Consider the following 12,371-nt stretch of genomic DNA (forward strand, 5'->3'; position numbering starts at 1 on the left):
TTCCCATCCTCACTTTGGTGTGTACCAAATCGGCGATGTGTAAGCGCGCTCCGTGGTGGTCATCCGCACCTCCGGCGGCATGGTCAGGCCAAAGTACTTGGCATCATAAGCGGTCCAGCGTGGCGTCGGGATTTCGATGACGCGGCCGTAGTAGAAAGCGCGCTGCTTCGGATCGAACTCGGGATCGCTCCAAACCGCGATTAGTTCCGGAGCGCCTATCGTGTTGGTCCATGTGGCGTTTTGCACATCCACCGTATCGCCCACCAGCGGCACCTTGCCATCAGTGCCCGGCTTGCGATCACCCGACCAAGCTACGTCGTAGACCTTCTCGTGTACTTCATCGGCAGAGTCGAGCCAGCCCTTGACGATCTGGTAGCGATCGAGGTTAGCGCCGATCGGATCTTTGAGAGCGGCAACGAGGAAGCTTGGCGCCTTACCAGCGGGTGCATCTGTCAGGTCGCCGCCCATCGGCACGCCTTTGCTGTAGCCAGCGAGAGCTGGGCTCCTCGAATTGGCGTCATCGGCTGTGAAATCGAAGCCGCCGAAGAAGCGCACCAGAATACGTGGCCCGGTGGTGGCATAGGTTTCCCGGCGTTTCATGGCGTCGAAGATCGAGGCACGCGTGTTTTCCTGGGCCCACACAGCGGCATAGCCCGACGCCGTGGTCTCCCAGCCCAGGATCTTCAGTCCAAGCTTCGGATTAGTCATAAATGGGTGGCTTGTTCGGCCCGGATTTGGCTCTCCTGAAGAAATCTTGCCCCAGAAATTGTCGTCATCAGCTGTAGAAAGGCCAGTGTGTGAGTCTGTTGAGCCGACAAGCCCAAATTTGTATGGATTGACGCCAAGCTTCGCTTCGAGTTTCAAGCCGTTTTTCAATGCGGAGCGCGTATATTCAAACTCCAACATCTCCGGTTTCTTGGCCTCGCTGAGATCGAGGTTACCCTTGTCCCATTTCTCGAAATTGGCGAATTCGTCGTTCGGCGACAGCGTCGGGTGGCTTTCCCCGTCTCCCTTCATCTGGGTGGTCTCGTAAAGGATTTCCCAGCGCTTTCGCTGCTCAGCGTAATCCCGGTCTATTTCCTTTCCGGTGGATGGCTCGACCAGTGGAAACATGGTCCCATTGCTGAGGTTGCCATTATGGGCGATGGCCAGCACACTGCCGCCTGTTTTCTCTTCATAGTTGCGCAACCACTTCCACAGGTCACGCGGGTTGTTGCTGCCGAGCGGCGGCTGTGTAGTGTACGGCTCAATGAGAGCCGCCTTTTCGCCACCGTCGCGAAAGATCACGTTACGATGTAGGTTGTTTCCCTTGTCGAGAGAGGTCCACTCGTAGCCAATGAAAGCGGTGAACCGCCCAGGATCATTGGCCTCCTCGGCGGCATCTATAATGCTTTGCCATACCGATCGATAGGCCGGGTTGCCCGGCTGGTAGGTAATGTCCGGCGGAAATTTCCCCTGCGAAAAGGCGACGACAATGTCCCACGCAGCCTCGGCGCCTTTTCCTGACTGGACCATGTCATACCATTTCCGTCCCTGCGGGTTCTGCAGGATTTCCGGTTTTCCCGCGAGGAAGTCGGCGAAAAATCCAAGATTGTCGGAATGATCCGCGACAACTAGGAAATCGAGTGGACGCGACAGCTTTACTGGCTGGCCGCTTGAGGCTGTGATCTCCTCGCCCTTGGCGAAGCGATAAGCTTCGCGAGGTCCGATCCTCGCTCCTGCGGCGCCGGCGTCAAAGGAAAGCGCTGTGTGGAGATGCGTGTCGCCGAACAAGGGCCGCATCGGAAAGTTGCGTCCCGCCCAGGGCGAATAGGGACGCTTCGTCGGGAAAATGTCAGTGCCGGTCTTCGCATCGATGTCGCCGACATCGGTGTGCACGGCTTCCTGAGCCAGCGATGGCATGGAGGGTGCTGTCCACAATCCGAGAGTCGCGATACTGCGCAAGAGAGCATTCTTCAGGGTGTACCCAGTGTCGGTCATCATTGTCCCTCCCGTTTCGCGGCCGTATCAATGGTTCCGCGCATGCTTCTTGATTTATCGGATCGAGCGCCTCATCATCCATGAACTCGCAGCATCGCATCGAGCCGCTCGACGCCCCAAAATGCTGCTATCGTGCCGATCCCATATGCAGATGCGACGATTGCCTGCCGCGGGATCGTGAAGAAGCGAGTTGCCGAGGCGACGATCGCCAGAATGGCCGCAATAAACATCAGCTGTCCGACTTCGACGCCGACATTGAAGGAGAACAGGGCAAGGGGAATGTCGCCGCGCGGCAGGCCCAGATCGACTAGTGCTCCGGCGAAGCCGAAACCATGTAGAAGTCCAAATACGAAAGCCACGACCCAGGGCCAGGTGATGGTCAGGCTGATCTCGCCGCGCTCCATTCTGACGATCTCCGCTCCAACAAGGACGATGCTGAACGCGATCATCACCTCGACCGGTGCAGAGGGCAGCGTTGCCCAGCCGAGCGTGGCGAAAGTGAGTGTTATCGAATGCGCCACAGTGAACGCCGTGACTGTTTTCACCAGCATGCGCCAATCCCGCACGATCAGCATCAGCGAGGCAACGAACAGCAAATGGTCGAAGCCGAAAAGGATGTGCTCGATACCGCTGACGATATAGGTCTTCGCTACGGTCCAGTTGCTCTGCACGGCCGGGATCGTTGCATAGGGCGAGCCCGGCGTTAGCTTCTCCAGCCAGACATAGCCATCGAGAAATTCGATGCGCACGAGTGCGTCCGTCATCGTGTTCTGCAGGCCGTGGATCGAAACCGTTTGACCCTCGAGCGGCTCGACAGCTCGCATTTGCCAGGACTGCAGCATTGCGTTGCCCGTTGGGCGTGAGACGACCGGGGCGAGCCTTTCGACCTTGCCGGAGAACGTGGCAGACAAGGCCAGCCGTGCGTTGCCCTGCATCGGCGTCTTGAGCAACACGCTGAACACGCCGAGGGTCTCTTCTCGGACATCGAGATAGGCGGGCCTGACTTCGTGCGCGGCCGCATCTATGGGGGATGCGATGGCTGCGCAGAAGGATACCAGAAGACAGACGAGAAACTGGTGCCGGGTCATCGCATTGACACGTTCGTTGCCGGCTGCGGTTCGAGCTGCGCCTTCGCGCTGTCATCGACCTTCACACCGTATTTCTGGCGCAGCTGTGCGAGATAATCCTGACTCGCCTTCTGTTCGCTCTCGCGTCGCCACTCCGTGACCACTTTGTCACGAACCGCTTCGAACGGCGGCATTCGGGCGGTTTGCCTTTCGCTGACGAACACGAGATGCATTCCATAGCCGGACTTCAACGGCCCGGTCCATTTGCCGGGCTCGACCGCCAGCAACGCATCGGCGAACTCGGTCCCGAACGCGTTGGCGACGGCCTGCCGGTCGGCATGCGCCAACTCTGTTTCAAGCAGAAGCCGGTCTCCGAGTTTTGCTTCCTCGACGTTGACATCAGCGCTTAAGCCGGCGAGGACGAGGCGGGCATCCTTGACCGGGTCCTTGCGGCTTTCCGGATTGAAATAGATCTGGGAGAAAGACAGCTGAGGGCCTTCCTCGAAATGAGGCGCATTCGCTTCGAAATATCGGCGCAACTCAGCGTCTGTTGGCTCGGCCAACCGTGACGTATCCTCAACGAGGAATTTAAGCTTCTGCGCCAGGCGTCGCCGAATAATCGTATCGTTCTCGCCGAGGCCGATTGCTTGTGCTTCGCGCGCAAAAAGTTCCTCGGTTACGAGATTTGTGACCAGCCCCTGAAGCTCGTTGGTGTCGGGCGGCCTCAACCACTGGCTTGAATAGGTTTGCTTAAGCCATTGAATCTCACCAGCACCAATGCGTACTGGCTCGACGCCATCGGAGGGCGGCTTGTTCCCGCTCAGCCAAGCATAGGCTGAAAACAGAATAGCACCACTGACCGTGAAGTGAAGTAACGGTTCGGAGAGCAGCTTCATAGTCGTACAGTATGCTTAAATCGTTGAAAGGTAAACGGTGCCAAATTACTATAATATACAAGATATGCGAAGGGTCTCTTTTAGTAATGGCCTAGCGGCTTATTATCCTAGATGCGGATTGCAAGGAACCCTAGCCGATCAACCGTCGGGGTCATTTCGGCATCGCCTCGGTTATCCGCTCGAAGGGATCGACTGGCGAGTGCCGCAAAAAACCTGGCGTCCGAGTTCCGCTGGATAGCCGAAATGGCTGGTAACGTAGGGCCGAATATGATTCCGTCTGGCTATGAACTGCGTGGCCGATCAGCTCCCGGACGACCTTGCCAGCGCGCATACGATGATCCTCGCCGAGCGCGCGGCACGCCGTGAAGCGGAGGCCATTGCGGCTCGCGCACAGGCGGTGAACGCGCATTCGGATGCGCTTATCGCCCGGTTGCGCCTTGAGATCGAGAAGCTCAACCGCGACATCCAAGGCAGCAGATCGGAGCGCAAGGCGCGTCTTCTCGAGCAGATGGAGTTGCAGCTCGAGGAGCTGGGAGCCGATGCCAGCCAGGAAGATGGCCGGATTTGTCTCACCAACAATGCCGCCGAACGGGCGCTGCGCGGCTTTGCTCTCGCAACCTGCGGCCCTGGCCGGATGGTTACGGTTTACTGGTCCTGCTCGCCGACGCAGATGATCTAGGAACTTCTTTCGTCGAAGAGGCAAAAATGCTCTACGAAAGCGTGGCCAGTCGACAGTTGCGTTAAAGGAACGCGGTCAGTGCTCGCTCGCCAGGTCTGTTACAACTTCCAGCAAGACCTGCGCTCCGTTGATCAAGTCGCCGTCCGGAGTATATTCGTCGGGATTATGGCTGATGCCTCGTGCGCTTGGCACGAAGATCATTGCGGTCGGGCATAGGCGGGCCATCATCTGAGCGTCGTGTCCGGCTCCCGACGTCATCCTCACGCATTTAAAACCTCGCAGCTCTGCGGCCCGCTCGATCCTGTCGACGATCTCGTCGCAGAATTCTACCGGCTGTGTTCGCGCGAGCGTCTCACTTCTCACAGTTACGCCGAGGGCATTCGAGATCGATATGATCTCATCGGCAAGCGCCGTCTCTGCCACCAGGAGCCGTTCTTCCCTTGGGCTGCGCAGGTCCACCGTAAGGGTGGCGCGTGAAGGTATTACGTTGATCGCGTTGGGCTCGAAATGGATGGACCCAACCGTCCCGACCATTTCCGTTCTGTGGTTCAGGGCAAGGTCATGTACGAAGTTCATGACTTTCGCCGCCGCATATCCGGCATCGCGCCGCAAATCCATTGGGGTTGTTCCGGCATGGTTGGCGACGCCATCGATCGTGATGCGCTGCCATGAAATCCCCTGCAGATTCTCGACAACGCCTATCTGCATTCCCAGGGATTCCAGAATGGGTCCTTGTTCGATGTGAAGCTCGACATAGGCTTCGGGAGTTAGAAATCCAGGATTGAGCTTTCCCGCATATCCAATGCGTTCCAGCTCTCGGCCAAGCAGCTTGCCGTCGATTGAAACTGCCTGCAGCGCTTCTTCCACGTCCATTCCACCCACATATACCAGGGAACCCATCATATCAGGGGTGAACCTCACGCCTTCCTCGTTGGCGAAAGCGGCGGCGACGAGCGGTCTCGGGAGATGAATTCCCGCGGACTTGACCGCTTCAATAACGCCAAGCCCCGCCAGAACGCCATAGCATCCGTCAAAAATCCCTGCATCGATGACCGTATCGATGTGCGAGCCCATCATGACGGGTGCCGCCCCAGCATTTTCCGATGTTTCGTAAACCGCGAAAATGTTGCCGATGCGGTCTATGAAAACCACCAGACCGGCTTCCTTCGCCCAGCGCACAAACAGATCACGGCCAAGCTTGTCGGCGTCGGTGGCAGCAAGCCTTGTCAATCGGCCGTCCTTGTCGACGCCGAGGCTCCCCAGTTCCTTCAGTCGGCGAACAAGCCGTTCGCCATCGACAATCAAGGCGGTCATCTGGTTCCTTCATTTTCAAAGGCGGACGAAATCGGCGAGACGGGCATCCCGCAAAACTTCGTCACGCAGCGCATCCGGTGAGCCCTCGAAGACAACTTTCCCGCCTTCCATGAAAATCACCCGATCCGAGACTTCGAGCGCGAATTTCATCTCATGCGTCACGATGATCATAGTCCGGCCGGATTTTCCCAAATCGGCCATGATGCGAAGCACTTCGCCAACGGTTTCCGGATCCAGCGCTGACGTCGGTTCGTCAAACAGCAAGACCGAGGGGTTCATCGCCAAAGCCCTTGCAATGGCGACACGCTGTTGTTGCCCGCCGGAAAGCTGATGCGGATACTTGTTTTCGTGCGCGAGCATTCCGACCTGGCTCAAGATCGCCCTGGCACTGGCCCGGATCTCGCCGACACTTCCACGATTGTGGTAATGGGGTCCTAGCGTAACGTTCCCGAGTACCGTCTTGTGAGGGAAGAGATTGAAGCTCTGAAACACCATCCCGAGTTCCAGCATCTCGGTTTTGGCTTTCGGCAGGCTCATGCTGAGCCCCTCTTCACGACCGGCTATGAAGGGCTTCTCCTTCAGATAGACGACGCCCTGATCAAGCGTCTCCAGCCCGTTCAGTGACCGGATAAGGGTGGTCTTTCCAGACCCTGACGGTCCGATAATCGAGACAACTTCCCCCTGACGAACGGCCAGATTCAAGTTGCTGAATACGGAATTGTCGCCAAAGGATTTCCCGCCGCGGTCAAGTCGGATTACCGGTTGGCTGTCGTCCCGTTCCATGACCGACGGCGCGGCCGGAGAATCCGTATCTTCAATCCCAGCCTTCGAAAGCGCGGTGAGGCGATTGGAGAAATCGAGGTGCCGTTCCAGCGCCTTGAGCAAAGTGTCAAAAACTGTCACGATCAGCACGTAGTAGAACGCGACCGCTACCATGGTTTCGATAACCTTGAAGTTCTGTGTGTAGTAGCGCTGGCCCACAAGAAGTATTTCAGCCAGCGATATGACGGAGACGAGCGAGGTCAGCTTGACGATCGAGATGAACTCGTTTGCGAGCGACGGGAGAGCAATTCGTAGCGCTTGCGGAATGACCACGAGCCGTTGGATGCCGGAGCGCGAGAGGCCAAGCACATGTCCCGCCTCATATTGTCCCTTGCTGACGGAAACCAGCGCGCCTCTGTGAATCTCGGCAATATAGGCTGTCTCGCTTAGAACGAGTGCGATCAGACCGGAGATGAAGGGAATCGAGAGGAAAGCCCCTGTCGACGGGAACGCTTGCGGGAGATTGTAGACGAAGATCAGCAGCACCAGTAGCGGTAGGCTCCGGAAGAACCAGACGTAGACAGACGCGATCTTTCTTACTGCGAGAAAACTGGACCGATGTGCGAGGGCGACGAAGAATCCAAGTATCACGCTGATGATCCAGCTCGCCAGGCTGAGTTCGACAACAAGCAGGGTTGCGTTCCAGAAGTCGCGGCTCCAGAGAAGCCCGATCGTATAGGACCAGTCAAATTCCATTGTTTCGTTTCCGGTGCTGCCAACAAGGCGTAGCCCCAAAGGGGCTACGATTGCGCGGGCTTGCTAGTTTTACTCGGAGAGTGACCTGGCGATTTCTTCTTCAGAGGGCAGCGCCAGATTATATTTCGCGAGGATTGCATCGTATTCCTTCGATGCGACCAGCGTCTGCAACTCGTTCTTGAGCCGATCCAGCAGCTCGGTATTGCCCTTCTTGACGGCAATTCCCATCACGACAGGGAACAGAATCTCGGTGGATGTGATTTTCAGCCGATCTCCCGTTGCAAGGACGGCAGCCTTCGAAACGCCCGCATCATCGAAAACGACGTCCGCACCGCGAGACAGGAGCGCCTGTGCCGCCTCGGCGGACGTGGCGAATTCCTTGACGTCAATGGGATTGGATGCGCAGCTGGTGTCGGACGTTTTCTGAAGTTCCGGAACCCAGGCCGCGCCTTTGAGGTTTGCCACTCGCTTGCCGCATAGATCCTCCGGCTTCTTCGGCGCGAAATCGTCGTCGCTGCGCACCATCAGGGAACCGCCGGTCTTGGCATAGGGAATGTAGTCCACCACCTTGGCGCGAGCAGCCGTGACATAGAGAGCGGATGCGATGACGTCGTACTTGTTGGCTTGAAGCCCTCCGATGAGGCTGGCGAAGCGAGTGTCGACAAACTCGACTTCAAGCCCGAGCCTGGGCGCGATCGCGGCCAGGACGTCGGCATCCAGCCCCTTGGTGACGCCATTCTCCAAATAGTCATAGGGCGGGTAGACCTGATCTGATCCAACAAGAAGCTTGCCAGCGGTGATCGTGCCGACATCTTCTGAACGGGCAGCTCCCACAGAGCCCAGCGTGATCGCAAGAATTGCCATCGCCATACTCGATTTGGCGACAGCTGCGATTTTGATGTTGAGTTTCATTTTTTTATTCCCCTTGATTGTGAGACAGACCATCTGTCTCAGATGGACGGTTCTCCTCCCATTCGTCCTCAGCGAATTACTGGCAGTTCCCGCGGCGCTCTTTTCGTCAGCAGGCGTGGACCATCGCGGGTGATTGCGATGTTTTCCTCGTGGACGATCATCTTGCCGGGCGCGTATTCCATTCCGGGTTCGATGGTCAGGACCATGTTTTCGAGGATTACGGTGCCATCGCCGAGCCGATGTGACGGCGGCTCGGTCAATTGAAGCCCAAGCCCGTGACCGAGGCGGCCGACATTGTTTCCGATCGCGCCGGCGTCCTCGATGAACTTCGACATCGCGCGGAACATGTCATCGGTGGTGGCACCGGGAACTGCAGCCTTGATCCCTGCTTCCGTCGCAAGCCACAGTGCTTCATGCACCCTGTGCGCATCATCGGAGACGGTACCGACGGCGTAGTTGCGGTCGAAATCGCAAAAGTAGCCGTCGAATGTCGATCCGGTATCGATGAAGAGGATGTCGCCTTTCTCCAGAACACGGTCGTGAGGCCCGCAAACGATCTGCTCGACCCCTCCGGGACCGGAAATCACAGGTAGGAACGGAGTCGAATCCGCCCCCCGGCGAGCAATGTCGATGCGCAATTTGCGGGCAACCTCGCGTTCGCTTTCGCCGATGGATATCTGCGACGGTAATGCTTCGTAGGCGTCGCTCGCTATCTGGCAGATGTAGTTGATGTGTTCGATTTCAGCGACGGTCTTCACCATGCGGATCTCCCAAAGGCATGGCGAACCGTCCTCGATACTGGACCCGACAGTTTCGCGAAGCCTGAGGAATTCCGAGACAGGCATGCGCAGCGCCATTTCCCGGCCCATTTCCGCACCGATCCTCCCGAAGCGTTTCGGTAGGCCTTCCAGAGTTGCCTTGAGGAGAGAAAGACCGTCGTCTTCCGGCACCGGAGCTGGCCAGGTCCGTATGTCCTTCATCCATGTCAGGGCCATTTCTGGTGCGCCGATCTCCGGGATGACGGCGATAGGCTCTCCAGCCGAAGGAACGACGATGAACCACGGCCTTGTCGGGCTTTCCCAGAACTGAGAGTCAAATCCCGTAAAGTATCTTACGTTCGGTGGTGCGGAGACAAGGAGTGCATCAAATCCGTGAGTGCTCATGATCTTTTGAGCACGGGCTACGCGTGCCTCGAATTCCGCGGACGAGAAGCCTCTCCTCGGAACAATCAGTTGGTTTTGCATAGCATGTCCTTCCAAAATTGTGCGTTCTACGCCGAGGGCGTAGGCAGATTGATCCGTCTATCGAACCAGGGCGGTCGGAGTACCTGCGCGGGCAGGAGCGCCGGATACTGACTGGGGCGATACTCCGACAATCTCCTCGTAGGAAGCCGGGTCGGTGGCAGTCTCCGTGTTGATGAGAAGCACGCGGCTGTGCTCATCCAGCTTCAAGATCGCGCGGGCCTCGGCATCTGCGGCTACCACCTGAAGTCCTGCCAACCCGGCCGCCCCGCTTTCACCTGCCACAATTCCCTCTTGATCCTGGCCACGGAACGCGAGCGAACGCATCGCATGCTTTGCGTCCTCTTCGGAAACAGTCATGAAAGCATCTGCTGTCCTTTGCAGTATCCGCCATGCGACAAGCGACGGCGTATAGCACTCCAGCATCGCCATGATGGTTGGTTGGGTTGGCGTAAAGGAGCGCAGTTCGCTTGCGGTGGCCGTCTCGAAAAGGCACGCAGCGCGGTCCGGCTCGACGATGATCGCGGTAATATTGTCGCGCCCCAGGACTTCGGAAAGATACCCCGAGATACTGCTGGCAAAGCCGCCGACACCCGCCTGAAGGAAGACATGAGTGGGCGGTTGAAGTCCCTGGAGCGCAAATTGCTCAAGCGCTTCGTCCGCGAGGACTGTATATCCTTGTGCTACCAGACTTGGGATTGACTCGTAGCCCTGCCAGGATGTGTCAGACACGAGAATCCATTTGCGCTCTGCACTTATTCTTTCTGCTTCCGCGACGGAGTGGTCATAGTTTCCATCAACCCGGATGACCTCGTCAGCGCCAATGGCATTGGCCCTTGCGGGAGTTACCCCTTCATGGACGAAGATAACCGCCTTGCAACCGAGCAGTCGCGCGCCGGCAGCGACCGACTTCCCGTGATTGCCGTCTGTCGCGCAGCAGAACGTTATGGATCTTGCATATTCTCTGGCCGTGGGGGAGACAAGTTGGGGTATTGCGACTTCGCTTCCCAGGTGTTCTTCCAGCATGGATTTAAAGATCGCCATCACGGCGTAGGCTCCACCCAACGCCTTGAAGCTACCTTGATTCAATCGCTGCCCTTCGTCCTTGATCAGGACGTGTCCGGTCCCTGTCTGCTTTGCCAGCTCGGGAAGTGAGATCAAGGGAGGGGTCTCGTTCTGCCCCCACAGCGCGAGAAACGGGCGCACGATATCAGGGGCATCAACACCGACGATGCGTCTGTCCGCCTCATTTAACTGACGATCGGCGGCTTTATAGAAATGCAACTGCATGGAACTCTCTTGCCTGATTTTCTAAGAGAATATTCCAAGACAGAGTTTATTTGTGCTCTCATTTGGATATGAATGTGCAAGTTTCTTGCAAATTGTCTGAGATTAGGAGGGTCTGGTGAAGAAGCAACCGGTGGTAACGGTCGACGATTTCGATCTAAAGATTCTCCAGCTGGTTCAGGTCGATAACATGATGCCGCAGCGGGCAATTGCGGACCGGATCGGACTTTCGGCTCCGGCGGTTGCCCGGCGGCTTCAACAGCTTCGTGAAAGCGGTGTCATTAGAAGGGACATCGCAATCGTGAACGAAACGGCCGTGGCCCGCCCACTGACGATTATCGTTCACGTGACGACAGAGAATGAGCGCCTGGATCTATTGGACGCCATGAAGGATCGGTTCCTTCGCTGCAGGCAGGTGCAGCAGTGCTATTATGTAACCGGGGAAATGGACTTCATTCTGATCGTGAACGTCAAGGACATGGCCGAATACAATGAAATGACGCGTGAGCTCTTCTTCGAGGGTGGCAACGTCAAAAGCTTTCGAACCTGCGTTTCTATGGAAAACGTCAAGACGAATGGACCAATCCCACTCTAGGAACTTTCGCAAGCGCAAGGCTACGAGGGTCTAGAATAGTCTCTATGGGAGGGCCGGTGACGAACGCAAAACCGCCCCGGGTGTACCCCGGGGCGGGCCGTTATGAACGGCAAACCAGGACCATCTGCTTTCAAACCACTTCTTAAGACTCCGGCCGGTCGATGACTGTCAGACATTCTTCTTTAATGCTTGCCACGCAAGCCAAGGTTTAGGAACTTGATCAAGGAGAAAGATAATGGCTGAATTGAAAGACGCTGAAACCAAGCGGGCAGACAGCCCAATCGCCGCTGCACAGGAAACGCCTAAGAAAGAACAAGCCTCTCAGAAGGCTAAATAACCGAAGGCTCGTGTGGCAAGTGCTTCCGGGACTAAAAATTCCAAAGTCAAAAAAGACACTTCTTCGGCGCCAAGCGGCCAGCGTCCGGCCTCGGGTCGGGTATGTCCCTTGGAACCACGATAACATCGGCATTGATGAGTTCGGCATAGAGGCAAAGATGAGCTGTTCCGGATCGGGGTCGAAATTCGTCGAAATCGGAACGATCCGGCAGAAGGGGTCTACGCCGGCAAAGGGCAGATTGATCGACACTTTGTTCGGACTCTCTACCGGCAAACCTTGAGCAGACACCGGTCGTGCACCTATCAGACCGGCGATGGCGGTGCCGTGGGCCGAAAATTTCCAACCTGTTGCCGGGACAACGTAGCGCGCCGCATATTTTCCAGGTTCAAGCCGCTTGCTCAAGCCTCCTCAAGCCGATAGCAATATGCTATAGAACGCGAAAAGAAAGTTTCTTTCTTGCCCCCGGGTGTTTCCCTATCATCCGGCACTGCACCCGATGCAAGATACACGACAAAAATGGGGAACATATGTCATCTGGTGAGGGC

10 protein-coding genes and 1 pseudogene are annotated in these 12,371 nt (G+C 57.0%); 2 read left to right on the forward strand and 9 right to left on the reverse strand.

Annotated features, from left to right (window positions below):
- Positions 1-9: 9 nt before the first annotated feature.
- The 3 genes from WBQ96_RS25120 to WBQ96_RS25130 all read right to left on the reverse strand — a co-directional run bounded on the left by WBQ96_RS25120 (position 10) and on the right by WBQ96_RS25130 (position 3,943).
- On the reverse strand, positions 10-1,902 hold the full coding sequence (locus tag WBQ96_RS25120) for a DUF3604 domain-containing protein (RefSeq protein ID WP_376767759.1): 1,893 nt from the start codon (positions 1,900-1,902) through the stop codon (positions 10-12).
- A gap of 152 nt (positions 1,903-2,054) precedes the next feature.
- On the reverse strand, positions 2,055-3,068 hold the full coding sequence (locus tag WBQ96_RS25125) for a HupE/UreJ family protein (protein ID WP_165120847.1): 1,014 nt from the start codon (positions 3,066-3,068) through the stop codon (positions 2,055-2,057).
- A complete protein-coding gene (locus WBQ96_RS25130) occupies positions 3,065-3,943 on the reverse strand; it encodes a peptidyl-prolyl cis-trans isomerase (RefSeq protein WP_165120848.1) in 879 nt (292 codons plus the stop codon). The genes WBQ96_RS25125 and WBQ96_RS25130 overlap by 4 nt, the downstream gene beginning before the upstream one ends.
- A gap of 283 nt (positions 3,944-4,226) precedes the next feature.
- Here WBQ96_RS25130 and WBQ96_RS25135 point away from each other — a divergent pair.
- A pseudogene (locus WBQ96_RS25135) lies at positions 4,227-4,577 on the forward strand (IS66 family transposase); the annotation flags it as partial.
- Between the two features lie 120 nt (positions 4,578-4,697).
- On the opposite strand, the gene WBQ96_RS25140 reads toward WBQ96_RS25135, so the two are convergent.
- The 5 genes from WBQ96_RS25140 to WBQ96_RS25160 form a co-directional block, all read right to left on the reverse strand.
- Positions 4,698-5,936 carry a Zn-dependent hydrolase gene (locus WBQ96_RS25140; RefSeq protein ID WP_165120849.1) on the reverse strand — a complete coding sequence of 413 codons (1,239 nt, stop codon included), beginning with the start codon at positions 5,934-5,936 and terminating at the stop codon, positions 4,698-4,700.
- A gap of 15 nt (positions 5,937-5,951) precedes the next feature.
- Positions 5,952-7,454, reverse strand: coding sequence for an amino acid ABC transporter permease/ATP-binding protein (locus tag WBQ96_RS25145; RefSeq protein WP_336555148.1), 1,503 nt, complete (start codon positions 7,452-7,454; stop codon positions 5,952-5,954).
- A gap of 69 nt (positions 7,455-7,523) precedes the next feature.
- Positions 7,524-8,366 (reverse strand): transporter substrate-binding domain-containing protein, encoded by an 843-nt coding sequence (locus tag WBQ96_RS25150; protein WP_246245945.1) that lies wholly within the window; start codon positions 8,364-8,366, stop codon positions 7,524-7,526.
- Positions 8,367-8,434: 68 nt separating this feature from the next.
- Positions 8,435-9,610: a M24 family metallopeptidase gene (locus WBQ96_RS25155; protein ID WP_165120851.1), complete on the reverse strand. Its 1,176-nt coding sequence runs from the start codon at positions 9,608-9,610 to the stop codon at positions 8,435-8,437.
- 57 nt (positions 9,611-9,667) lie between these two features.
- Complete coding sequence (locus tag WBQ96_RS25160) at positions 9,668-10,897, reverse strand: diaminopropionate ammonia-lyase (RefSeq protein ID WP_165120852.1); 1,230 nt, start codon at positions 10,895-10,897, stop codon at positions 9,668-9,670.
- A gap of 115 nt (positions 10,898-11,012) precedes the next feature.
- Here WBQ96_RS25160 and WBQ96_RS25165 point away from each other — a divergent pair, with 115 nt between their 5' ends.
- On the forward strand, positions 11,013-11,489 hold the full coding sequence (locus WBQ96_RS25165) for an Lrp/AsnC family transcriptional regulator (RefSeq protein WP_312857919.1): 477 nt from the start codon (positions 11,013-11,015) through the stop codon (positions 11,487-11,489).
- Positions 11,490-11,709: 220 nt separating this feature from the next.
- Here the strand turns inward: WBQ96_RS25165 and WBQ96_RS25170 are convergent, their stop codons facing one another.
- The gene (locus WBQ96_RS25170) at positions 11,710-12,228 is read right to left on the reverse strand and encodes a hypothetical protein (protein ID WP_165120853.1); all 519 of its coding nucleotides are present in this window, start codon (positions 12,226-12,228) and stop codon (positions 11,710-11,712) included.
- Positions 12,229-12,371: the final 143 nt, after the last annotated feature.

Origin of the sequence: Mesorhizobium sp. CCNWLY176 (assembly GCF_037153935.1) — a bacterium.
GTDB classification, from domain to species: domain Bacteria; phylum Pseudomonadota; class Alphaproteobacteria; order Rhizobiales; family Rhizobiaceae; genus Mesorhizobium_M; species Mesorhizobium_M zhangyense.

What these genes read in the sequence shown, in the direction of transcription:
- WBQ96_RS25120 (WP_376767759.1), bottom strand. Translation starts at nt 1,902, where the DNA reads ATGCCATCGCTGGCTCAGGAAGCCGTGCACACCGATGTCGGCGACATC.
- WBQ96_RS25125 (WP_165120847.1), bottom strand. Translation starts at nt 3,068, where the DNA reads ATGACCCGGCACCAGTTTCTCGTCTGTCTTCTGGTATCCTTCTGCGCA.
- WBQ96_RS25130 (WP_165120848.1), bottom strand. Translation starts at nt 3,943, where the DNA reads ATGAAGCTGCTCTCCGAACCGTTACTTCACTTCACGGTCAGTGGTGCT.
- WBQ96_RS25140 (WP_165120849.1), bottom strand. Translation starts at nt 5,936, where the DNA reads ATGACCGCCTTGATTGTCGATGGCGAACGGCTTGTTCGCCGACTGAAG.
- WBQ96_RS25145 (WP_336555148.1), bottom strand. Translation starts at nt 7,454, where the DNA reads ATGGAATTTGACTGGTCCTATACGATCGGGCTTCTCTGGAGCCGCGAC.
- WBQ96_RS25150 (WP_246245945.1), bottom strand. Translation starts at nt 8,366, where the DNA reads ATGAAACTCAACATCAAAATCGCAGCTGTCGCCAAATCGAGTATGGCG.
- WBQ96_RS25155 (WP_165120851.1), bottom strand. Translation starts at nt 9,610, where the DNA reads ATGCAAAACCAACTGATTGTTCCGAGGAGAGGCTTCTCGTCCGCGGAA.
- WBQ96_RS25160 (WP_165120852.1), bottom strand. Translation starts at nt 10,897, where the DNA reads ATGCAGTTGCATTTCTATAAAGCCGCCGATCGTCAGTTAAATGAGGCG.